The sequence below is a fragment of the Shimia fortis genome, assembly GCF_040225985.1.
Taxonomy (GTDB): Bacteria; Pseudomonadota; Alphaproteobacteria; order Rhodobacterales; family Rhodobacteraceae; genus Shimia.
On record NZ_JBBPEU010000012.1, the window covers coordinates 17,720 to 41,136 of the forward strand.

22 protein-coding genes are annotated in these 23,417 nt (G+C 61.1%); 13 read left to right on the top strand and 9 right to left on the bottom strand.

Annotated elements, in window-relative coordinates; genetic code table 11:
• Positions 1–7: 7 nt before the first annotated feature.
• Complete coding sequence (locus WNE31_RS15820) at positions 8–463, bottom strand: nucleoside deaminase (protein WP_349980921.1); 456 nt, start codon at positions 461–463, stop codon at positions 8–10.
• Positions 464–525: 62 nt separating this feature from the next.
• Here WNE31_RS15820 and WNE31_RS15825 point away from each other — a divergent pair, with 62 nt between their 5' ends.
• The 7 genes from WNE31_RS15825 to WNE31_RS15855 all read left to right on the top strand — a co-directional run bounded on the left by WNE31_RS15825 (position 526) and on the right by WNE31_RS15855 (position 7,679).
• Entirely contained in the window at positions 526–1,308 is a 783-nt protein-coding gene (locus tag WNE31_RS15825; RefSeq protein WP_349980922.1) for a pseudouridine synthase, read from the top strand.
• A 286-nt stretch (positions 1,309–1,594) separates the two neighbouring features.
• On the top strand, positions 1,595–2,515 hold the full coding sequence (locus WNE31_RS15830) for a 5-bromo-4-chloroindolyl phosphate hydrolysis family protein (RefSeq protein WP_349980923.1): 921 nt from the start codon (positions 1,595–1,597) through the stop codon (positions 2,513–2,515).
• Between the two features lie 4 nt (positions 2,516–2,519).
• A complete protein-coding gene (locus WNE31_RS15835; protein ID WP_349980924.1) occupies positions 2,520–3,719 on the top strand; it encodes a toxic anion resistance protein in 1,200 nt (399 codons plus the stop codon).
• Between the two features lie 3 nt (positions 3,720–3,722).
• Positions 3,723–4,649, top strand: a complete 927-nt coding sequence (locus WNE31_RS15840; protein WP_349980925.1) for a DUF2927 domain-containing protein — start codon at positions 3,723–3,725, stop codon at positions 4,647–4,649.
• A gap of 23 nt (positions 4,650–4,672) precedes the next feature.
• Positions 4,673–5,803: an SPFH domain-containing protein gene (locus WNE31_RS15845; protein WP_349980926.1), complete on the top strand. Its 1,131-nt coding sequence runs from the start codon at positions 4,673–4,675 to the stop codon at positions 5,801–5,803.
• Positions 5,804–5,881: 78 nt separating this feature from the next.
• Complete coding sequence (locus WNE31_RS15850; protein ID WP_349980927.1) at positions 5,882–6,991, top strand: TFIIB-type zinc ribbon-containing protein; 1,110 nt, start codon at positions 5,882–5,884, stop codon at positions 6,989–6,991.
• Positions 6,992–7,007: 16 nt separating this feature from the next.
• Positions 7,008–7,679 carry a nitroreductase gene (locus WNE31_RS15855; protein ID WP_349980928.1) on the top strand — a complete coding sequence of 224 codons (672 nt, stop codon included), beginning with the start codon at positions 7,008–7,010 and terminating at the stop codon, positions 7,677–7,679.
• Positions 7,680–7,692: 13 nt separating this feature from the next.
• Here the strand turns inward: WNE31_RS15855 and WNE31_RS15860 are convergent, their stop codons facing one another.
• The 3 genes from WNE31_RS15860 to WNE31_RS15870 form a co-directional block, all read right to left on the bottom strand.
• On the bottom strand, positions 7,693–8,757 hold the full coding sequence (locus WNE31_RS15860) for a DUF2235 domain-containing protein (protein ID WP_349980929.1): 1,065 nt from the start codon (positions 8,755–8,757) through the stop codon (positions 7,693–7,695).
• A complete protein-coding gene (locus WNE31_RS15865) occupies positions 8,735–11,032 on the bottom strand; it encodes a xanthine dehydrogenase family protein molybdopterin-binding subunit (protein ID WP_349980930.1) in 2,298 nt (765 codons plus the stop codon). The genes WNE31_RS15860 and WNE31_RS15865 overlap by 23 nt, the downstream gene beginning before the upstream one ends.
• 87 nt (positions 11,033–11,119) lie before the next feature.
• A complete protein-coding gene (locus WNE31_RS15870) occupies positions 11,120–12,253 on the bottom strand; it encodes a type III PLP-dependent enzyme (RefSeq protein ID WP_349980931.1) in 1,134 nt (377 codons plus the stop codon).
• 110 nt (positions 12,254–12,363) lie between these two features.
• Between WNE31_RS15870 and WNE31_RS15875 the strand changes: the two genes are divergently transcribed.
• A complete protein-coding gene (locus tag WNE31_RS15875) occupies positions 12,364–12,801 on the top strand; it encodes an Lrp/AsnC family transcriptional regulator (protein ID WP_349980932.1) in 438 nt (145 codons plus the stop codon).
• 19 nt (positions 12,802–12,820) lie between these two features.
• Here the strand turns inward: WNE31_RS15875 and WNE31_RS15880 are convergent, their stop codons facing one another.
• Complete coding sequence (locus WNE31_RS15880; protein ID WP_349980933.1) at positions 12,821–13,711, bottom strand: LysR family transcriptional regulator; 891 nt, start codon at positions 13,709–13,711, stop codon at positions 12,821–12,823.
• Between the two features lie 105 nt (positions 13,712–13,816).
• Between WNE31_RS15880 and WNE31_RS15885 the strand changes: the two genes are divergently transcribed.
• Together WNE31_RS15885 and WNE31_RS15890 are read left to right on the top strand one after the other, a co-directional pair.
• Complete coding sequence (locus tag WNE31_RS15885) at positions 13,817–14,701, top strand: phytanoyl-CoA dioxygenase family protein (protein ID WP_349980934.1); 885 nt, start codon at positions 13,817–13,819, stop codon at positions 14,699–14,701.
• Complete coding sequence (locus WNE31_RS15890) at positions 14,701–15,324, top strand: HD domain-containing protein (protein WP_349980935.1); 624 nt, start codon at positions 14,701–14,703, stop codon at positions 15,322–15,324. The genes WNE31_RS15885 and WNE31_RS15890 overlap by 1 nt, the downstream gene beginning before the upstream one ends.
• Positions 15,325–15,369: 45 nt before the next feature.
• On the opposite strand, the gene WNE31_RS15895 is transcribed toward WNE31_RS15890, so the two are convergent.
• Together WNE31_RS15895 and WNE31_RS15900 are read right to left on the bottom strand one after the other, a co-directional pair.
• Entirely contained in the window at positions 15,370–15,837 is a 468-nt protein-coding gene (locus WNE31_RS15895) for a hypothetical protein (protein WP_349980936.1), read from the bottom strand.
• A gap of 4 nt (positions 15,838–15,841) precedes the next feature.
• Complete coding sequence (locus WNE31_RS15900; RefSeq protein ID WP_349980937.1) at positions 15,842–16,090, bottom strand: GlsB/YeaQ/YmgE family stress response membrane protein; 249 nt, start codon at positions 16,088–16,090, stop codon at positions 15,842–15,844.
• A gap of 94 nt (positions 16,091–16,184) precedes the next feature.
• Here WNE31_RS15900 and WNE31_RS15905 point away from each other — a divergent pair, with 94 nt between their 5' ends.
• The 3 genes from WNE31_RS15905 (at position 16,185) to WNE31_RS15915 (ending at position 21,466) form a co-directional block, all read left to right on the top strand.
• On the top strand, positions 16,185–16,967 hold the full coding sequence (locus WNE31_RS15905; protein ID WP_349980938.1) for a LytTR family DNA-binding domain-containing protein: 783 nt from the start codon (positions 16,185–16,187) through the stop codon (positions 16,965–16,967).
• Positions 16,968–17,078: 111 nt separating this feature from the next.
• Complete coding sequence (locus tag WNE31_RS15910; protein WP_349980939.1) at positions 17,079–20,204, top strand: valine--tRNA ligase; 3,126 nt, start codon at positions 17,079–17,081, stop codon at positions 20,202–20,204.
• 74 nt (positions 20,205–20,278) lie between these two features.
• Complete coding sequence (locus WNE31_RS15915) at positions 20,279–21,466, top strand: MFS transporter (protein ID WP_349980940.1); 1,188 nt, start codon at positions 20,279–20,281, stop codon at positions 21,464–21,466.
• Here WNE31_RS15915 and WNE31_RS15920 read toward each other — a convergent pair.
• Positions 21,463–22,257: a crotonase/enoyl-CoA hydratase family protein gene (locus WNE31_RS15920; RefSeq protein WP_349980941.1), complete on the bottom strand. Its 795-nt coding sequence runs from the start codon at positions 22,255–22,257 to the stop codon at positions 21,463–21,465. The genes WNE31_RS15915 and WNE31_RS15920 overlap by 4 nt on opposite strands.
• 65 nt (positions 22,258–22,322) lie before the next feature.
• Positions 22,323–23,393: an SMP-30/gluconolactonase/LRE family protein gene (locus tag WNE31_RS15925; protein ID WP_349980942.1), complete on the bottom strand. Its 1,071-nt coding sequence runs from the start codon at positions 23,391–23,393 to the stop codon at positions 22,323–22,325.
• Positions 23,394–23,417 lie beyond the last annotated feature (24 nt).

The window sequence follows — 23,417 nt, forward strand, 5'->3', positions numbered from 1 at the left end:
AGGATTTCTATGGCGCGCGTTTTGCGGCAAAAAACGCCTTGAGCAGCGCCTCTGACTCGGCTGCGGCAATGCCGTCATAGATTTCGGGGACATGGTGGCTCTGGGGCTGTGCAAAGATGCGCGGCCCCTGCGCCACCCCACCCGATTTCGGATCGGCGGCACCATAGTAAAGACGGGCGATCCGGGCCTGACTGATGGCGCTAGCGCACATCGGACAGGGTTCCAGCGTGACATAGAGATCGTGTCCGACAAGGCGTTCGCTGCCAAGCGCCGCACAGGCGGCGCGCATGGCAAGGATTTCCGCATGCGCGGTCGGGTCGTGCAATTCGCGGGTCCGGTTTCCGGCGCGGGCCACGACCTGTCCGTCAGGGCTGACAATGACGGCCCCGACGGGCACCTCGCCCCGGTCCGCCGCCGCGTGCGCCTGATCCAGCGCTTGTTGCATGAAACTTGTGAACACCATTCTTCTGGTGTGCCCTGCCAAGCCCCCTTTCGCAATCCCTGAAAGCGGGCTAGGACGGGGACATGACCCAGCAAACTCCAAAAGGCGACAGGATCGCCAAGGTTCTGGCCCGTGCGGGCCTTGCCAGCCGCCGCGAAGCAGAACGCATGATCGAGGCCGGTCGCGTGACCGTGAACGGCCAGAAGATCACCAGCCCGGCGTTGAACGTGACGGACAAGGACAGGATCACCGTGGACGGCAACCCCCTGGCCGAGCCGGAACCCGAGCGCCTGTGGCTTTATCACAAGCCGACGGGGCTGGTGACATCCCATAAGGACGAACAGGGGCGCGACACGATTTTCGACCATCTGCCAGATGATCTCCCCCGCGTCATGTCGGTGGGGCGGCTTGACCTGAACTCGGAAGGGTTGCTGCTGCTGACCAATGATGGCGGCGTGAAGCGCAAGCTGGAACTGCCTTCGACGGGATGGCTGCGTAAATATCGGGTGCGGGTGAACGGGCGCCCCAACGAGAAGACGCTTGAGCCGCTGCGCAAAGGTGTGGTGATCGAGGGCGAAAAGTTCCAGCCGATGCAGGTTTCGCTTGACCGGCAACAGGGGGCGAATGCGTGGCTGACAGTGGGCATCCGCGAAGGTCGCAACCGTGAAATCCGTCGCGCGATGGAAGTGGTCGGTTTGAACGTGAACCGCTTGATCCGGGTGTCCTATGGGCCGTTTCAGCTGGGCAACCTGAAATCGGGCGAGGTCGAGGAAGTGCGGCGCCGGGTGCTGCGCGACCAGTTGGGGCTGGATGGTGCGGTACCAACAGAGAGCCGCGCCAAGCCCCAGCGCAAACGCCGCCGCTGATCTCTTCACCCCGCTTCAGGTCGGCGCCTTGGCGGCTTGGCTCAGGGGCGCTGCCCCTGAAACCCCGAAGTATTTCTCCAAAGGTGAAAAACGGCGGCCGGCTCCGGCCGGCACGATTCTGAGGGCGCCCGCGCAATCTTCCCCCTAGCAAGTTGGGCAGGGACTGCTTAGATTTCTGTCAGGTTTACAGGAGGCTTAACCGGATGTCGGGCACCACATTGCAAAAACTGGCCTATGTGCTGCTGCTGGTGCTGATCCTTTATGTCTCGATCGCGGGGGGTGTGTGATGGCCCGGCGCTTTGGTGGCAAATACAGCCCGCAGGACACTTCCCGCCCGCAGTCACATCCAAAGTCACGCCCGCAGCAGCCTGCCGCGCCCTTTGAAGGGGCACGCCGCAGCAAGGTGGGCGGACGGGTCAACCTGTTGTTTTTTGCACCGCTGCCCCTGATCTGGCAGGCATTTGGCGCTGGTCCGGTAAATTTGGCGCTGTGCCTTGTGGCGCTTGGCCTGTTGCTGCTGGCCGCGTGGATGACGCGCGAGGGGCTGTTGGCGGAAGAAGCCTATGAGGCGCGCAGCGTGGCACGCCGCCCTGCGCTGCCCCGCAAGATCCTCGGAGCGTTTCTGACAGGGCTGGGGCTGGCGCTGGCAGGCTGGGCGGGCACCGGCGGACTCGCGGCACCAGTCATTTACGCCTGTGTTGGGACGGCCCTGCACCTGATGGCCTTCGGGCTGGATCCCTTGCGCGACAAGGGTATGGATGGTGTTGACCGGTTCCAGACCGACCGTGTGGCGCGGGCGGTGGAAGACGCGGAAAGCCACCTTGCCGCCATGACGGACGCCATCAAACGCTGTGGCGACCGCAGCCTCGAAACACGGGTTGCACAATTCCAGACCGCCGCGCGCCGCCTTTTTCGCGTGGTCGAGGAAGACCCGCGCGACCTGACAGCCGCCCGCAAGTATCTTGGCGTTTATTTGATGGGCGCGCGGGATGCGACGCTCAAGTTCGCGGATGTCTATGCGCGCACACGGGATCCCGAGGCCCGTGCCGACTACGAGGCGCTGCTTGACGATCTGGAGCAGAATTTCGCCGCCCGTACGGAAAAGCTCTTGCTGGATGACAGGAGCGATCTGACAATCGAAATCGAAGTGCTGCGCGACAGGTTGCAGCGCGAGGGTGTCTCAGGCGCCCCAACCCATGAGAGGTAAGTCCATGTCCGAGAAGACCCTTCAACAGGCGCAGGCCGCCCTGAAAGAACTGGAAGACGTGACCGCAGTGGAACTGGCCGAACCGGCGGCGGCCGGTGATATCGTGCCCCTCGAAAAGGCCGATGCCCCCTTGGGCGAAGAAATCACGCGCCGTATGGCCGAACTCGACATGACCGACACCGGGTCTATCGTGCATTTCGGGTCGCGTGCACAAGCCGAATTGCAGGAAATCAGTCAGGCCATGCTGGCCGATGTGCGCAACAAGGATGTGGGCCCTGCCGGGGACAGCCTGCGCAACATCGTGACGACGATCCGCGGATTTTCGGTTTCGGAACTGGATGTGCGCCGCGAGCGGACCTTCTGGGAAAAACTGCTGGGGCGTGCAGCCCCCTTTGCCAAGTTTACCGCGCAGTATGAAGAGGTGCAGGGCCAGATCGACCGCATCACCGAAGAACTTCTGAGCCACGAGCACAAGCTGCTCAAGGATATCAAGTCGCTGGACCTGCTGTATGAAAAGACGCTGGCCTTCTATGACGAACTGGCGCTCTATATCGCTGCTGGGGAAGCCAAGATTGCCGACCTGGACCAGACCGACATTCCTGCCAAGGAGGCCGCGGTTCAGGCCGCCCCCGAAGAAGATCAGGTGATGAAGGCGCAGGAATTGCGCGACCTGCGCGCGGCGCGCGATGATCTGGAACGGCGGGTGCATGACCTCAAGCTGACGCGGCAGGTCACGATGCAATCCCTGCCTTCGATCCGGCTGGTACAGGAAAACGACAAGAGCCTGATCACCAAGATCAATTCGACCCTGGTCAACACCGTACCGCTTTGGGAGAACCAACTGGCACAGGCGGTCACGATCCAGCGCAGCGCCGAGGCTGCGGGCGCGGTGCGCGAAGCCAATGACCTGACCAACGAATTGCTGACCTCGAACGCCGCCAACCTGCGCCAAAGCAACAAGGTGATCCGGCAGGAAATGGAACGCGGCGTCTTTGACATCGAGGCGGTGAAGCAGGCCAATGCAGATCTGATCGGAACCATTCAGGAATCGCTGCAAATCGCCGATGAAGGCAAGGCCAAGCGGGCCGCCGCCGAAGCCGACCTTCAGAAGATGGAAGCTGAACTGCGCGATACGCTGGCTGCGGCCAAGGCGCGGGCCACCGGCCTTGGGGATACGGCGTCGGGCGCGGTTCCGAAAGACTGACAGGTGCGGCGCTGGATCCGGCATATCGCCCTTGCGGCGGGTGCGGCGGCTTTGGTCGCCTGTGACGACATGCCTACGGGCCAGCGCCCCCCTGCCCCCACGACTGCGCCGCAACCCCAGTCCGAGGCCAGCCGCGCGCTTCAGACCTATTACACCAATGTGCAGGCCGACCTGCTGGCGCGGGGGCTGCTGCGCACCGATGGTGGTGGGCCGGACACGCCCTATACGCCGGACATGCTGGCACGGAATTTTGAACAGATCGCCTTTTACGACGAATATGCGCGCGGCGGCGGCTTACGTCCGTCGAGCGGCGGGGCGGGTCAGTTGCGGCGCTGGTCGGGACCGGTACGCATCTCTGCCGAGTTCGGTGCCTCGGTGCCAAGGGACATGCGCAGCCAGGATACGGCAACGATCAGATCATTCGCCGCGCGGCTGGCCGGTGTTACGGGGCACCCCATTTCCTATGGCGGCGGGCGCGCGAATTTCCATGTTCTGGTGATGGGCGAAGATGACCGCAACCAGTTGCAGGCCCGTCTGCAGCAGATCCTGCCGGGGGCCAGCCCGACCACCCTGTCGCTGTTCACCAACGTGCCCCGGTCGATCCATTGCCTTGTCGTGGCTTTTTCGGCCAGCGAGAACGACCATGATTATCGCACCGCCGTGGCGTTGGTGCGGGCCGAGCACCCCGACCTGATGCGCAAGTCCTGCTATCACGAGGAAATCGCGCAGGGTCTTGGTCTGGCCAATGACAGCCCACAGGCGCGCCCGTCGATCTTTAATGACGATGACGAATTTGCCCTGCTGACAACACATGATGAATCGCTGCTGGCGATCCTTTATGATCCACGGCTCGGGCTTGGCATGACATTGGACCAGGCACGGCCTGTTGTTCGTATTCTGGCCCGCGAGCAGGCTGGCCGTATTTACTGATATTCGCGAAGGAGACGCGTTCCATGGGTATTTTCGATTTTCTCACCGGTGAATTCATCGACGTGATCCACTGGGTTGATGATACCCGGGACACGATGGTCTGGCGGTTCGAGAGGGAAGGCCATGAAATCAAGTATGGCGCCAAGCTGACCGTGCGCGAAGGTCAGGCGGCGGTGTTCGTGCATGAAGGCCAACTGGCGGATGTGTTTACGCCCGGTCTTTACATGCTTGAGACCAACAACATGCCGGTGATGACCACGCTTCAGCACTGGGATCACGGGTTCAAATCCCCGTTCAAGTCGGAAATCTATTTCGTCAACACGACCCGCTTTGGTGATCTGAAATGGGGTACCAAGAATCCGATCATCTGCCGCGATCCCGAATTCGGCCCGGTACGCCTGCGGGCCTATGGCACCTATGCGATTCGGGTGGTGGATCCGGCACGTTTCCTGACCGAGATCGTCGGCACGGATGGCGAATTCACCATGGACGAGATCAGCTATCAGATCCGCAATATCATCGTGCAGGAATTTAGCCGCGTGATTGCCGGATCGGGCATTCCGGTGTTGGATATGGCGGCGAATACCGCCGATCTGGCCAAGCTCATTACGGCGCAGATCTCGGGCACGCTGGCCGAATACGGGCTGGCGATGCCGGAATTCTATATCGAGAACATCTCGCTGCCGCCCGCCGTGGAAGAGGCGATGGACAAGCGCACCTCGATGGGCATCGTCGGGGATCTTGGCAAATACACCCAGTTCTCGGCAGCCGAAGCCATGACCGCCGCCGCGCAGACGCCGAACTCCGGTATGGGCGCCGGGATTGGCGCAGGGATGGGCATGGCCATGGCCCAGCAGATGGCAAATCAGGGCCCGTGGGGCGCGCGCCCTGCCGAACAGGCCTCGCCCGCGCCGCAAGCCGCCGCCGTTCCCCCGCCCCCGCCACCGGTCGAACATGTCTGGCACATCGCCGAAAACGGCCAGACCAAGGGGCCGTTTTCCAAGGCAGCTCTCGGTCGGATGGCCACCGCCGGAGATGTGACGCGCGAAACCTATGTCTGGACCCCGGGTCAGGACGGATGGAAGCGGGCCGAAGACGTGGCCGAGTTGGCGCAGCTTTTCACCATCCTGCCACCCCCACCGCCCGGCGCCTGACATCCCATCTGATTGCGGGGCTGGCTTGGCCCCGCTGCACCCTTTTCCCAAGTTCTCTCGCCGGAGATACGATCGCTGATGTCGCAGATGCCGCCACCGCCCCCGACACCGGAAAGCACGCACCGGTTTCCCTGCGAACAATGCGGTGCCGACTACAGGTTCGACCCGACCCGGGGCACCCTGACCTGTGACCATTGCGGCCACGTCACGCACCTCGTCGGGCAGGACGACCCTGCCATCCGCGAACTGGATTTCCGCGAGGCGCTGAACGACCAGCTTCCGGCGCAGGAAATCGAGGAAACCCGCGTTTCCACCTGCCCCAACTGTGCGGCGCAGGTCGAGTTCGATGCCATCACCCACAGCACGGAATGCCCGTTCTGTGCCACGCCCGTGGTGACCGACACCGGCACCCACCGGCATATCAAACCCCGCGCCGTATTGCCGTTCAAATGGACCGAACGGCAGGCGCACAAGGCCATGAATGACTGGCTCGGGCGGCTTTGGTTCGCGCCGAACGGGTTACAGGAATACGCCCGCAAGGGGCGCAAGATGAACGGTATCTACGTACCATTCTGGACATATGACGCGGAAACAAAATCCAGCTATTCCGGCCAGCGCGGCATTGTTTATTACGAAACGCACACGGTGATGGTAGACGGCAAGCGCCAGCAGCGACAGGTGCAGAAAGTGCGCTGGACGCCGGTGCGGGGGCGCGTGGCGCGGTTTTTTGACGATGTGCTCGTCCTGGCATCTCGGTCTCTGCCCAAAAGCTATACCGATGCTCTGCAACCCTGGGATCTGGGCGATCTGCAACCCTATAGCCCGGAATACCTCGCCGGATTCCGCGCCGAGGGCTATGCGGTCGAACTGGCCGAAGGCTATGAAGAGGCGCGTGCCCAGATGGATCAGGTGATCCAGCGCGACGTGCGGTTCGATATCGGCGGCGATCGCCAGATGATCCATCAGATCAACACGCAGGTCAGTGATGTGACCTTCAAGCACATCCTGCTGCCGGTCTGGCTGGCCGCGTACAAGTATCGGGGCAAGACCTATCGTTTCGTCGTCAACGGCCAGACCGGCCGCGTGCAGGGCGAACGCCCCTATTCCGGCTGGAAAATCGCCTTTGCCACGGTGCTTGGTCTTTGTATCGCTGCGGCGATCGGCTATGTGATGGCCCAAACACAGTAAGGCCAAAGCGGGCACCATGACACATCACGACTCACTCCAGCACCTTCTGCAAACACGCCATTCCTGCCGTGGGTTCCTTGACACACCCGTGCCACGTGACGTGATCGAAACCATCCTGCAGGATGCCGGGCGTGTGCCCAGTTGGTGCAATGCCCAGCCGTGGCAGGTCATCCTGACCTCGGGTGCCAGCACCGAAGCGTTCCGGCAGGTCATGCTGGATGCCTTCGACACGCAGGGGGCCAGTACCGACTTTCCGCCCCCGAGCGGTTATAGCGGCCTGCGCAAAGCACGCCGCCAAACCTGTGGCCTGCAACTTTACGAGGCGGTGGGAATCGAACGCGCAGACAAGGCGGGGCGCGCGGCGCAAATGCGCGAAAACTATGCATTCTTCGGCGCGCCGCATGTTGCGCTCATCACCACGGCGGCCGAGCTTGGCAGCTATGGCGCGCTGGATTGCGGCGGGTTCATCACGGCCTTTTGCCTGAGTGCGCAGTCACAGGGCGTCGCCACGATTCCGCAGGCCGCGCTGGCCTTTTATGCCGATACGGTGCGGGCCCATTTCGATATTTCCGAAGATCAGTTAATCCTTGCCGCGATCTCATTCGGATATGCCGACATGACGCATCCCGCCAACGCATTCCGCACCGAGCGCGCATCCTTGGATGAGATGGTGGATTGGCGCGACTGAGGCCACCGCGCCCCTAATCGGCGACACGCATTCCGTCCTGTAGGTGCGTTGGTACATGGTTTTGCGCAGTAGGATGAATCGCCTCGGATCGGTCCTGCCCCACGCGACGGGCCTTGCGCAGCAGGAACATCTTGCCCCAGCCCCGCCATGTACCCGCCGCCGGGGCATCGGGGTCACAGGGAAACCTGCCGCGCCAGCCTTCGGGCAGTGGCAAACCGCAGCTTTCCGCACGCTCAAGCATCCAGACCAACGGAATATTGGACAGCGGACGGGCGGCCTCGAACCCGCCAAGCTGCGCGCCGATATCGCCATGCGCGCCCCGGAACCACATCTGTTCGGCACGTTGACCCGGCCATTCCTCGGGACACTCCCACAGCACGGGTTCGAACACCTCGCGGGTTTCATCAAGCGCCAGAGCGTGAAACCCGTGTTTGACGTTGTCGGCAAGGTGATGGTTGTGAAAGGCATGCCGTTCCTCGGTCAGCCGCCACAACACGGGCAATCGCAGGCCCAACGCCTTGACCGTGTCCCAGACGCCGATCATCTCGATCTCGACATGGGGGTGGCAAAAGGCGTCCGCAAAGGCCCGCGCGGCATCCCCGTCGGGGTTGTTTTCATAGAGTCGGTAGACCTGCCGGATATTGCGTTCGGTGGCGCAGTTGGCCCGCACCAGCCCAACCCTGTCGATGATCCCGGCCAAAGAGCGCACGGCAAACGCCCCCCGCGAATAGCCCATCAGGAAAATCTTGTCCCCCGGGCGATAACGCGAGGCCAGAAACCCATAGGCGCGGCGGATCTGGCGGTTCAGACCGCGCCCGATCATCACGTCGATGGCGTTGTGCCAGCTTTGCCACTGCACCCCTGCCTCGTAATAGAGGGTCAGCTGGCCATTCATTTCCTGTAGCAACCGATAGGTCAGGCCGGCGTTGGTTTCCTGCCCGGGTTCGAGGGATGACATCGTGCCATCCAGGATGATCACATGACTCTGCGGTCCGCGCTTGCGCGTTTTTGTGTGGTCCGAACGCAGCGGGCGTCCGAGCCATCCAAGAAGCCTTTTACCGATCCGTGTGAGCGACATCCCTTAGCAATTCCCATACTTTCACCGGCGTAAACGGCATATCCGCCTGACGCACGCCACGATCCCACAGCGCGTCCTGCACGGCGTTGGCCGTTGCCGCCATCGCGCCCACCGTTCCGGCCTCGCCACAGCCCTTCATGCCCATGATATTGGCCGTAGACGGCACCGGCACGGTGTCAAACCTATATATAGGCACATCCGCGGCTCTTGGCATCGCATAGTCCATGAACGTTGCCGTGAGCAGCTGGCCATCTTCATCATAGCCGACATGCTCCATAATGGCCTGCCCGATCCCCTGCGCAACGCCGCCGTGCACCTGCCCTTCTGCCAGCATCGGGTTGATCAGGTTGCCAAAATCATCGACCACGGTATAGCGGTCCACCACGGTTTGCCCGGTCTCGGGGTCGATCTCGACCTCGCAGACATGGGCGCCGTTCGGGAAGGATCGCGCCGGCAGGGTGATGCGCGACTCGTGGGTCAAAAGATCGGCACGCCCATCGGTCCGGGCCATCTCGGCCACGTCAAGCACGGTTGGCGTCATGTTCGACCCTTCCGCGCGGAACCGTTCATCGTCGAACCCGATTGCATCCTCGGACACGCCCATCTTGTCAGCCAGATAGGGGCGGAAGGCAGCCATCATGACGTCGACCGTGGCCAGCGTGGCCGAGTTCTGCACCGTGACCGAGCGGGATCCACCCGTGCCGCCGCCGCGTTCGATCCGGTCACTGTCGCCCTGCACTACCTCGATCAGATGGGCCGGAATGCCGGTCTGGTCCGACAGGAACTGAGCATAAACCGTCTCGTGCCCCTGACCGTTGCTTTGGGTGCCGACATAGATCGCCACAGTGCCGTCCTCTCTGAATTCGACCTTCGCACCCTCTGAAGGATCACCCAGAATGCTTTCGATATAGTAACAAAGGCCCTGCCCTCGCAGCCTGCCGCGTGCTTCGCTGGCCTCCTTGCGTGCGGCAAAGCCGTCCAGATCGGCAAATTCAGCGGCGCGGTCCAGAACGCGTGGGAAATCTCCAACATCATAGGTTTCGCCGGTCGCGGCGGCATAGGGGAAAGCCTCGGGCGCGATGAAATTCTTGCGGCGCAGATCCCACGGGTCGACGCCCAATTCGCGCGCGGCCCGGTCCATCAGACGCTCAAGCACATAGATCGCCTCGGGGCGGCCTGCGCCACGATAGGCATCGACCGGCGCGGTGTTGGTATAGATGCCTTCCACGTTCAACCACGTGGCCTGTACATCATAAACCCCCATCAATACACGGCTGAACAGGCGGGTCTGGATCAATTGTCCGAATTGCGAACTGTAGGCGCCGAGGTTCGCACGCGTATGCACCCGATAGGCGATGGCCTTGTGGTTTTCATCAAAGGCCATTTCCGCGGTCGAAACCAGATCGCGCGCGCCGTTGTCGCCCAGCATTGCCTCGGTCCGATCCGACATCCAGCGCACGGGCCGCCCGATCTGCCGCGCGGCCTGCGCGACCGAGAACATCTCGGGGTGGACCATCCCTTTGAGGCCAAAGCCGCCGCCCACGTCAGGGTTGGTCACACGCACCTGTTCCTTGGGCAGGTTAAACCCGGCCGCAAGGTGATCCTTGGGCACCCAGACCCCCTGCGCATTAACGGCGACATGTAGTCGTCCGTCCTGCCACTCGGCATAACATCCACGTGGTTCAAGCGGGTTCACGATGACCCGGTTGTCATCAACCTCGAGCGAGACCACATGCGCGGCCTTGGCAAACAGATCCGCAACGGCGGTTTCTTCCCCCATGCCCCAGTCAAAAGCACGGTTGTCGGGCACATTGCCATGCAGGGCCTCACCGCCCGGCGCGCGGTCCATATGGGCGGGCAATTCGTCATAGTCGAACAGGATCATTTCCACCGCGTCGCGCGCCTGGTCCAGAGTTTCGGCCACGACCAGGGCAACCGGTTCGCCTACGAAGCGGACCTTGGTGTCGGCCAACATCGGGCGATAGGGGTTCACGGATTGGGACCCGTCGCGATTTTCAAGCGTCATGGCGCGCATCGCCACGTTCATGCCTGCCGCCTTGAGATCATCGACGGTCAGGACCGCATGCACGCCGTCAGCCTCGCGTGCGTCGCTCACGTCCAATTGGGTGATCACGGCATGAGCCACCGGAGAACGCAGGAACACGCCGAACAGGGCACCCTCGGGGGCAATGTCATCGACATAACGTCCCTCGCCCCGCAGAAACCGAAGATCCTCGACACGTTTGACTGATTGGCTTTTACCGAACTTGTCCATCAGAGCGCCCCTCGCTGGTAGATAACAAATTAAATGTACTCTCCCGGCGCGCGCCGTCCACCCCCAAGTCGCACTACGCGGCGTCGTTCACAATGCGGTCACTGTCACCACGTCCTGAAGCCCGTAGCCGTTGAATCCAGTCGAGATCGACGCGGAATAGGCCCCCATTGCGCGGAAGAGAACATAGTCATCTTCCTGGATATCCGCGGGCAGGGGCAAAGGGTCGGGCAACCGGTCCAGCGAGTCACAGGTCGGCCCGAACACCACGTGCGGGGTAGGCACACCAGACGCCCGTGTCCCGTCAGGGCGCATCACGATGATACGGTCCGGCGCGCCAATGTCGCGCAGTTCGGTCAGAGAGCCGTAGACACCGTCATTCAGGAAAACTGCGTGATCCTTGCGGACGGATTTGACCCGCAGCCCCAATGTGAACGCTTCGGCCACCATGGCACGGCCCGGCTCGCAAACAAGTTCAGGAGCGTCGCGGCCAAAGGCACGGCGCGTTTCGGTGGCGACCCGGTCAAACACGGCTTCAAGATCGGGGGCTTGCCCGTCGCGATGGGCCGCAAACCCGCCGCCAACATTCAAACGTGTCAGCGTTACACCAGCCCGATGCGCCACATCCGCCGCCTCGATTATATAGACGGCCCACGCCTGCGGGTCGCGGCACTGGGTTCCGGGGTGGAAGGTCAGCGCGGTGGCGAACCCCATACCGGCCGCCTTTTGCAGCAAAGCCACGGCGAGATCGGGGTCGGCACCGAATTTCTCGCCAAAATCATAGGCCGCGCCAGGCACGGGCAAGCGCAGGCGCACTGCGATCTCGGTGTTCTCGCGGGGCACATCCACCAGTTTTTCAAGCTCGTTGGGGCTGTCGACAGACCAACTGCGGATACCGTGCCCGACCGCTTCGGCGATTTCCCCGTGCGAGCGCACCGGGTTGTGATAATGCAGCACGGCATCGGGCAGGACGGCCCGCACCCGATGCATTTCGCGAGGCGAAGCCACATCAAAGGCCGTAACGCCCGCAGCCACAAGGTTATCCAAAACCTCGGCGTCGTCATTGGCCTTGACCGCATAGGTCACAAGCCCCTGAAACCCCTCAATGAACCTGCGCGCGGTCGCTTGCAGCACATCTGGGGCGAAGTAAAGCACCGGCAGATCTGGACGAAATTTCTTCAGATGCCACTCGGGGGACGGCCAAAGGGCCGGTTGATTGCGCATGTCGCCACCTCAAATCCTGTTCTTCTTTCAGGATGAACGGATTTTTCGTCGATCTCACGTATCAAATCAGATAAATCTTCTGCCATTGCTGTCATTGTGACGAAGCTAAGATGCAATTAGACGAAACAGACCGCGCCTTGATCTCGGCCCTGAGTGAAAATGCGCGCGCACCGGTCGCGACGCTGGCCCGCAAGCTGGGGCTGGCGCGTACCACGGTGCAGGCCCGACTTGACCGGCTGGAGGAAACCGGCGCCATCGCAGGCTATACCCTGCGTCTGGGCGAGGTGGTGCGCCCGAGGATCCGGGCCACCGTTCTGGTGTCGATCGAGTTGCGTGCCGGGCCGTCCGTGTTGCAGCGGCTGAAAACCCTGCCTGCCGTGGAAACCGTGCATACCTGCTCGGGGCGGGTGGATCTGATCGTGATTGTCGCGGCAAACAGCACCGCCGAGTTGGACCAGACGCTTGATCTGATCGGAGAAACACGCGGGGTCAAGGGATCGGAAAGCCTGATCCATCTTGCCACCAAACTGGACCGCACCCGCAGTTAATTTTGGGGGCGCGGGTCAGTCAAGGCCAACCTTGAGCAGCGACCCAGTCCAGCAACCAGATACGAAACTGGCGGGCAGGCGGACGCAATCCTCGTAGCGAGTCATAGACAAGATGGTAGGCCTCGCTGCCCTGCACGGAAAACTCCGGCAAACAAGGGGTCAATCCCCCGGCCGAAACATCCAGATCGCTGGCCGGAGAACGGGCCAAGGCGATCCCGCGTCCGGCACGGCTCATCGCCATGGCCATGACGGTGCTGTCGGCATGTACCATCTGGCGGCGTCCGGGCATGACTCGCAATTCTTCAAGCACCTGCACCCAGCCTGACCGGTGCGTGCCGACCTCGATCAAGGGGAACTTCAGAAAGTCCGAGGGCTGGGCGATCTGCGCCACGATTTCGGGGGGTGCAACGGGCACAAGGCATTCGCCCATGATGCGGTCGCTTTCGGCGCCATAAGCGTGAGGATTCCCGAAGATGATCTTCAGATCCGTGAACCCGTGGTGAAAATCCGATGCCGAATTTCCGGTCGAAAGCATCAGCGAAACATCAGGGTGTCGGGTTTCAAAATCGGCAATGCCCTGCGCAAGGATACCATGCGCAAAGATCAGCACCGACTGCACGTAGAGCCCCTGCCCCCGGCTGGCCCCGAACAGAACATCGGTCGCGCTCTCAAGGGTCATCAACGCTTGTTGGACAGGTGGCAGATAGGCGCGCCCCGCTTCGGTCAGGCGCACGGATTGGGCCTGTCTGACAAACAGAGGCGTGCCGAGCCGCTCTTCCAGCGCACGCACCTGCTGGCTGACTGCGGCAGGCGACATGTGAAGCTGTGCCGCGGCGCGGGCAAAACTTTCCGTGCGCGCGGCTGCTTCGAAGACACGCAGCCAGTTCAGCGAGGGGATACGGTTTTCCATGCGAGTAGGATAAGTAAAACTTAGCCTTACCTGCAAGAACCGTCGCTCTCGAGTTAGAGAGGGTCAAGTTAGGGTCACGCAAGACACCAACCGAGGACCAGCGCGATGATTCCATCTCTCCCTTTGACCTCTGGCCATCTGTCGGCAGAACAGGTCAGCCGATATTGGAAAGACGGATTTATTTTTCCCCTGCCGGTCGTGGCCACAGATCAGGCTGCCGCATGGCGTATTGCCTTTGAACTGATGGAGCGCAACTGGCTTGACGCGGGCCTACCATTGCCTCTCAACAGCTACAAACGGCTTAATGCCCAATGTGTGATGCCGCTCGCCTGGGAGATCGGCAGCCATCCGGGCATTCTGGATGCGGTCGAGGATCTGCTTGGTCCCGACATTCTGCTTTATTCGGTTGAGTTCTTCGTCAAGGAACCGGGTACACGCCATGTCGTGACCATGCATCAGGACCTCACCTATTGGGGCATGGGCGCCATTGACGGGCTGGTCACGGCGTGGATTCCTCTTTCTCCCGCGACGCCGGCTTCGGGGTGCATGGATTTCGTGCGCGGGTCGCACAAAAACGCGATCCTGCCCCATCAGGATACGTTCGAAGCTGACAATCTGCTGTCTCGCGGCCAGGAAATTGCCGTGGATATTAACCAGGCAGACAAAGTCGCAATCGAACTGCACCCCGGCCAGATGTCGCTGCATCACGGCTTGACCATTCACGGATCTGGCCCCAACATCTCGGCAGATCGACGGATTGCGGCGGTTGTGCGGTATCTGACGCCGGACGTGGCTCAGGAACATGGCGGTCAGGATTATGCGATCCCGGTGCGCGGCACGGACAAAAAGGGGCATTTCATCCACTATGCGCCTGCTCAGGAATGGTTCACGCCCGAAGGTATCGCCATGCATGACAAGATCCGCGCGCACCAGGCGCAGGTGACCATGGCAGGTACGAAAGAAAAAGGTCTCTACGAGGGAGCACGGTAATGGACAAGGTCAGTTTCACGCAGATGAAGGACGGCACCAAGGAAGAATATGAATTCCTGACAGAACACGAGATCGACCACACCAAACACACCGCCCAGCGCCTGTTGACTGCACTTGTCGATCTGGACCAGAGCCTGTCCGGCTATCAGATCACGCGTCTGGGTCATTCGGTACAATCGGCCACACGTGCCTGGCGGGACGGAGCCGATATCGACTGGATCGTGGCGGCATTGCTGCATGACATCGGCGACATCTACGCGCCCTATAACCATGACGAATACGCTGCGACGATCCTCAAACCCTTTGTACGCGAACAATGCACATGGTGCGTCCGGACGCATGGTGACTTTCAGATGCTTTACTATGGTCATCACCTTGACGGCTTCGACCAGAACAAGCGGGACCGCCACAAAGGCCACCCCTATTTCGACGATTGCGCCGAATTCTGCGAACGCTGGGATCAGGCGTCCTTTGATCCTGACTATGACGACCTGCCCCTGTCGTTCTTTGCCCCGATGGTGGAAGAGGTCTTTGCCCGCGCCCCCTATGATCCGACGGTAATCCGAAGCGGTGAGCGTGTTCCTTTGACCAATAGCGATATTGCCCGCGAGCGCACGGACTGAACACCGTCCAATCAACGAGACAAGGCGCGCGCCGTCCTGCGCCGCTCAGGCCCGCAGTACGGCAATTGCGCGGCCAAGAAACGATCCTGCAGCAAGTCCGGCAATCGCTGCGAACCCAAGCTTGAACCCGAAAGACGCGTAAACCACCGGGGCTATTGCTTGCGCCACACCGCCAGCAAAGTTCACCCAGAACACGATCATAAGAACAAGAAGCGTCATCCACTCGCCGGCGAGGCGCACCACGCCGCCCGACTTTTCAAGCACCAACCCTGCCTGATACCGCCTGCCGAACAGTGCCCCGCTCAGATAGCCCCCCCCGAAGACAGCCCACACGGCAACGCCAACATTCAGCCCGTGAACGGCATTTAACGACAACAGGCCCGCAAGCGGTAGAACATAAAGCGACCAGCTCGCCACGGAACGTACCCGTGTGGCCCGCAACCCCAACCAGACAAGCAAAGCCAGTACCGGCCAGACCCAGAACGGCGCACCATGCAATATCGATATCACCATGTTTTCAGCCCTTTCTGATCGCACGACGAATGACGATGAGCAGGCTTGCCCCCGCGACCGCCGTAAAGAACTGCCCGACCAGTCCGCCAAGATGGATACCAAACCCCTTGGAGAGGACGAGGTTGAGCAACACCGCCCCGATAATGCCCAGTACGATATTGGCGACCAGTCCGCGTTGCGTGTTCGTGATCCGACTCGCGATATATCCGGCCACGCCGCCAACCACGATCATCATCACCCATCCAAGTTCCATGACACTTCTCCGATTAACCATGACAATGCACTTGCCATGACCAGAGGCACGGGCAACAAACAACTCAGATTACGTGAATGGAAGGCCAGACTTCGTGAACGACACCTCTCGCCCCTCTGCGACACGCGAAGACCCCCGCTGGTATCTGCCCGAGATGGCCGCGGCCTATATCATGGCCGTAGGGGTTTTCACGACGATCGGTCCCTTCGGAACGTTCGACTTTTCCTTTTGGTCGCGAGCGGCCTATTGGGCGATCGCGCTTGGAACGGGCTGGCTCTGTGTGGCAATCGCCATCGTGTGCCTGCGCAGATGGGGGCCGTACCGGCCGGGAAAGCCCGTTCGCAATGTCACGATAGCGCTGGCCCTAGCCGGGGTGCCCACGGCGGTTTCGGTGTTGGGGCTCGAAGCTGTGTTTCGCCCCGACGGCGGCACCTTCTGGAATTTTCGCATCGTGGGCTATGTGTTTCTCGTGATCGCCGTCCTAGGTTTTGTTGTCGTGACATGGCTTCGCCCTGCCATCCCCGCTGGCCCCGCCGCGTCGGGGGCGCCGCCGGCCCCCGCCCGCCAACAACCACCATTTTTTGCGCGCCTCTCGCCCGAGTTGGGGCATACCCTCATTTCACTCACGGCGCAGGATCATTATGTCGAAGTCACGACCCAAGCCGGACGGGACCTGATCCACCTGCGTTTTGGCGACGCGCTTGAAGAACTTGGTGATTATCCGGGACAGCAAATTCACCGGTCGCACTGGATCGCAGCCTCGGCCTTTCGGGGGCTCGGACGACACAACAATCGTCTGGTGGCCTATCTGAGCGACGGTCGCTGCTTGCCGGTCTCGCGCAGCTTTGCTGCAACGGTGCGTCAAATGCGTGCCTAGGCCCCGGTTCCCACCCCTTAATTCACCGGATTGTACCACCTCCCACCTTCCCCTTTCCGCGCCCTTTCGCTAGATGGGGATCGGACACAGACGTTTTGCAGGATCACTCAAATGGCAATGGAAAAGACCTTTAACGCGGCCGAAGCTGAAACCCGCCTGTTCGAGGCCTGGGAGAAGGCGGGCTGTTTCACCGCCGGCGCAAACGCAAAACCCGGCGCCTCAACCTATTGCATTATGATCCCGCCCCCGAACGTGACCGGCGTTCTTCACATGGGCCACGCGTTCAACAATACGTTGCAGGATATCCTGATCCGCTGGAAGCGCATGCAGGGGTTCGATACCCTCTGGCAGCCGGGTACCGACCATGCGGGAATCGCGACCCAGATGGTTGTTGAACGCAAGCTGGCGGAAAATCAGGAACCCTCGCGCCGCGAACTGGGCCGCGAAAAGTTCCTTGAAAAGGTCTGGGAATGGAAAGACCAGTCCGGCGGCACCATCATCAACCAGCTGAAGCGCCTCGGGGCCTCTTGTGACTTTGACCGCACCGCGTTCACCATGTCCGGCGCTCCCGGCGCCCCCGAAGACGAGGCCCACGGCAATTTCCACGATGCCGTGATCAAGGTCTTTGTCGACATGTACAACAAGGGCTTCATCTATCGTGGCAAGCGGCTGGTGAACTGGGACCCGCATTTCGAAACCGCGATCTCGGACCTTGAGGTCGAGAATATCGAAGTTGCGGGCCACATGTGGCATTTCAAATACCCGCTGGCCGGTGGCGCAACCTATACCTATGTCGAAAAAGACGAAGACGGGAACGTCACCCTTGAAGAAGAGCGCGACTACATCTCGATCGCTACGACCCGCCCCGAAACCATGCTGGGCGACGGCGCGGTTGCCGTGCATCCGTCGGATGAACGCTATGCGCCCATTGTGGGCAAGCTGGTTGAAATTCCGGTTGGACCCAAAGAACACCGCCGTCTGATCCCGATCATCACCGATGAATATCCCGATCCCGATTTCGGCTCGGGCGCGGTGAAGATCACCGGCGCGCATGACTTCAACGACTATCAGGTGGCCAAGCGCGGCGGCATTCCGATGTATCGCCTGATGGACATGAAGGGCCATATGCGCGCAGACGGTATGCCCTATGCCGAGGAAGCGGCCAAGGCACAGGCCCATGCGAAAGGTGCCGGATTCACCGAGAACGAAGTCGACGCGATCAACCTTGTCCCCGACGACCTGCGCGGTCTCGACCGGTTCGAAGCACGGACGCTGGTGATCAACCAGATCACCGAAGAAGGTCTGGCCGTGATGATCCCGAACCCCGCTGCGGGTGCCGAAGGCGAACCGGAAACCATTCCCTATGTCGAAAGCAAGCCGATCATGCAGCCGTTTGGCGACCGCTCAAAGGTGGTGATCGAACCGATGCTGACAGACCAGTGGTTCGTGGATGCGGAAAAGGTTGTCGGCCCCGCGCTGGACGCCGTGCGCAATGGCGACGTGAAAATCCTGCCTGAGTCGGGCGAGAAGGTTTATTACCACTGGCTGGAAAACATCGAACCCTGGTGCATCTCGCGTCAGCTGTGGTGGGGCCACCAGATTCCGGTCTGGTACGGCTTTGACCTGTCTGGCGAAGGCTTCAAGGATGACGAAGGCGACGGCAGTCTTGATCTGGTCGAAATGGGACGCCTTCTGTCGGAACAGAAGCTGCTCTTGGGCGATGAACGTCACCACTGTGCCGCCAGCTTCGAAGAGGTGAAGGCCCAATTCGACGATGTTGAGGCCGGCCTGCCGACCCCGCTGAACCACGCCACCGTGGTCGAGGTCGCCGACCGCAACGAAGCCGTGTCGCGGTTTGCCGCATCGCTGGCCGAATACGAAATGACCCAGGACCCGACCAAGCTGGTTTATCCGGTTTGGCGTGACGCCGACGTTCTGGACACTTGGTTCTCGTCCGGTCTCTGGCCCATCGGCACGCTGGGCTGGCCCGAGGATACGCCGGAAATGCGGAAGTATTTCCCGACCTCGACCCTGATCACCGGTCAGGACATCCTTTTCTTCTGGGTCGCGCGCATGATGATGATGCAGTTGGCCGTGGTCGACGAAATTCCGTTCGACACTGTTTACCTGCATGGCCTCGTCCGCGACGCCAAGGGCAAGAAGATGTCGAAATCCACCGGCAACGTCATGGATCCGCTCGACATCATCGACGAATACGGCGCGGACGCGCTGAGGTTCTCGTCGGCGGCGATGGCGGCACTGGGCGGAGTTCTGAAGCTGGATATGGAACGCATCAAGGGCTATCGCAACTTCGGCACCAAGATCTGGAACGCCGTGCGCTTTGCCGAGATGAACGAGGTTTACGCAAATGGCGCGCCCGCTGCAGAGGTGCCACGGGCCACCGCCACCGTAAACAAATGGATCATCGGCGAGACAGCAAAGGTCCGTGAGACCGTTGACGATGCCTTTGACGGGTTCCGCTTCAACGACGCAGCGCTGGGGCTTTATGCTTTTGTCTGGGGCAAAGTTTGCGACTGGTATGTGGAATTCGCCAAGCCGCTGCTCAACAGCGACGATGACGCCATCAAAGCTGAAACCCGTGCCACGATGGGCTGGGTTCTGGACCAGTGCATGATCATGCTGCACCCGATCATGCCCTTCATCACCGAAGAGCTGTGGGGCGTGACTGCTGACCGTGCGAATATGCTGGTGCATCAGGACTGGCCGACCTATGCGGTGGCCGATCTGGTCGATGCCGAGGCCGACCGCGAGATGAACTGGGTAATCTCGGTGATCGAGAACGTACGCTCGGCGCGGGCCCAAATGCATGTGCCTGCCGGTCTGAAAATTCCGATGCTGGTGACGGAACTGGATGACGCCGGCAAAGGTGCCTGGACCCGGAACGAGGCACTGATCAAGAAGATCGCGCGCATCGACAGCCTGACCGACGTGGCCGACTTCCCGAAGGGTTGCATCACCGTCGCAGTTGATGGCGGCACCTTTGGTCTGCCGTTGGCTGATATCATCGACATCGACGAGGAAAAGGCACGGCTTGAAAAAACCCTCGGCAAGCTGGCCAAGGAATTGGGCGGACTGCGCGGACGTCTCAACAACCCGAAATTCGTTGCTTCGGCCCCGGCCGAAGTGGTCGAGGAAGCGCGCGAGAACCTTGCCGCCCGCGAAGAGGAAGAAGCCAAGCTTAAGGCCGCCCTCGCAAGGCTTGCAGAAATCGGATAAACCACTTAACAAGTGAAGCAATTCACAGGGCGTCCGCATTGTGGGCGCCTTTTTTTCATGCAAGGGATGATCTGATGGGTAAATCTGCATTCGAGCGGACCGATGCCATGGTCTTTTTCGGTGGCATCACCGCGCTGACGGCGGTTTCGATCGACATTGTGTTGCCCGCCACGGGGCTGATCGCGCGCGATTTCCGGGTCGAGGATGCCTTGGGATCGCTCTTGGTCGGAGCCTATTTCATCGCCTACGCCATCGGCCAGTTGTTTTGGGGCCTGTTTTCGGACGCGTTCGGGCGCAGGCTGGCGCTGATCCTAGCCCTGATCGGGTTTACCCTGTCCACAATCGCCTGCGCGCTGGCCCCAAGTTTCGAGTTCTTGATCTGGATGCGTGCCTTGCAAGGGCTGACCGGTGGCACGCCCGTCATTGCCCGCGCCATGGTGCGCGATGTGGCCTCGGGCAACGATGCCGCGCGCATTCTGGCCATGCTGATGGCCATCCTGACCATTGGCACGCTGATTGCACCGGTTCTGGGATCGGGGCTTCTGGTTCTGTTTGACTGGCGCATGATTTTCTGGGCCCTTGCGCTGATGGGCGTGGCATTTCTGACCTATACACTTTTCGTGCTTGAAGAGACAGGCGGACAACGCCGCCCCGAACGGTTTACCCTGTCATTCGTGCTGTCCTCATCGAAAAAACTGTTGTCTTTCAAGGCGTTCCTGGTGCCGATGTTCATGGGCAGCTTTGCCTTTGCAGGCTATGCCGCGATGTTGTCGATTGGGGCGGTCCTGACCGAAACCGTCTATGACGTCTCCCCGCAGGCGTTTGGGTCGCTCTTTGCCCTCGCGGCTGCGGCCAATACCGCCGGGGCGTTGACCGTGCGCCACATGCTCAAGACCCTGCCCTTGCTGCGGGTCAACGGGTTGGCTGTCGCCTTTGCCGGTCTCGCCACACTAACCACGCTGGCCGCCACAGTTTTCGCACCTTCACTGCCGGCGTTCTGGGGGGCGGTCTGCCTGTTCGTGATCGCCTTTGGTACCGTGATGCCCACCTCTGTCGCGCTAGCCCTTGAACCGGCGGGGGATATGCCTGGCTTCGCCAATTCGCTGGTCGGCGCGGTTCAGATGTCATTCGGCGCGGCAGGCGCGGCACTTGCAACGGTGTTGTTTGACGGTAGCCACCGCGCCATTCCGCTGACCATGACCCTGTTCGGCGTGCTCATCCTGCTCACCTATCTGCTGGGCCGCAAGGCGCTTAGACCCTAGTCTTTGAAAACCGGGGCGCGTTTTTGCATGTTGGCGGCAATCACCTCCATCTGGTGCGGTTTACCAATCAAATCAGCCTGTGCGCGGCTTTCCTCGAGTAAAACAGCCTCGACATCATCCATATGGGTTTCGGCATAGTCGATCAGTGCCTTGGCCGCACGGATGCCCGAGGGGCTCTTGCCCGCGATCTGCTCGGCAAGGGCGAGCGCCGCCGCTTCGGGATCATCAGCCAGTTCGGTGACCAACCCCCATGCCTCGGCTTGGGGCGCCTCGATCATCTCGTTTGTATAGGTCAGCTTGCGCAGCACGTCCGACCGCAAAAGACGCGGCAGGATCACCATTCCGCCCATGTCCGGCACAAGACCCCATTTCATTTCCAAAACGGACAGGCGGGTGTCTGGGGCCGCAATGCGAATATCCGCGCCCAGCGCAATCTGTAGACCGCCACCGATACAGACCCCTTTCAGCGCGGCAATCACTGGCACGGGAATTTTCTGCCAGACCATGCAGACCTGTTGGAACTTGTTGCTGTCGCCATGGCTGCGCGGCATCAGGATTTTCTTGGGATCGCCCCCTGCCAGCGTCGCAAAACTCATGATATCGAGGCCCGCGCAAAAGGCATCGCCCTCTCCGGCCAGAACCACGGCGCGTACATCCGAGCGATCCAGAAGGCTTTCGCCCGCCTCGATGATCGCATCGATCATCTTGGTGTCCAGCGCATTCATCTTGTCCCCACGGGTTAGCGTCACCCGGGCGATGTGGTTCTCAACTTCTACTGATACACGCGACATGGCGGCCTCCCGTTTTGGATTCGACGCCACTCTGCCGCCAATCCCCGCGCCGTGCCAGAGAAACGTCAGGGCAGTTTCAACACCGGCAGGCGCGCAAACCAGGGCGAGTCGAGGGTTGTGATGTAGAGAGTATCATCGACAACCTTGCCCCCGGTCGTGATGCCAAGGCGTCCGCCCGGATCCTGCACCGTGCGCAAAACCGTGCCGTCGCCATCAAACTGAATCAGCATCCCACGATGAATCGGTGCTGGTCGCACCATCGGGCCCAGACGCCAGATCACCTTGCGCAGGAAGGGATAGGGCATCAATGCCTCGGACGGGACGCGCGGGCTGGCAAACGCCAACCAATAGGTGCCGTCGCCCTGCGCTTCGAGGTTATCAGGATAGCCCGGCAGATTGTCGAGGAACACCTCTTGTGTGCCTGCCTTATGCCCCGTCAGCCACAACCGGTGGAGTCGCGCCCGCCCCGTTTCCGCGATCAGCAGGAAATCCTCGTTCGGCGACAAGGCAATTCCGTTGGTATAAACAAACCCCGTGGCGATCTTTTCGACCGTGCCATCCGGCGTGCGGCGCGCGACATAGCCCGCGTCAGACTGTTCCCAGATGGTCAGAACCGAGGTCGGCTTGGTCCCGCCCATTGTTTCGGGATCGAAGCGGTCCGACGAGTTGGAGAAATAGATCGTGCCATCCCGCGCCAGTTCGATCTGGTTGGCATAGATGACAGGGCCGCCGTCGATCTCTTCCACAACGGGCGTCAGCGTGCCCGGCCCGCTCCACCGCATCACGCCGCGAAAACTGTCGGAAATATAAAGGGCCCCGTCCGGTCCAGCCTTGAGGCCAAGGGGACGGCCGCCCAACCGGTCGACCGCGACCGGTGTGTCACCGTCGATACGATAAAGAATGCCGGAATGCGAAGTAGTGTAAACGCCCCCGTCCGGCATCACGGCAATGTCCTCGGGACCGATCTCACCATCCGGCAGGGATACGGTTTCGGCCATATCCAGTAGGTCGTTCTCGGCATAAGCGCCGACAAAGCCTTCATCCTTGGGCGGGTCATAGGCCACGGGATCAACCGGCACAGGCCAGAACAGCAAATAGCCAAGCCCCGCCAACAGCAGTATCAAAAACGCGCGCATCATACTCTCCCTATCGCTCTTGGC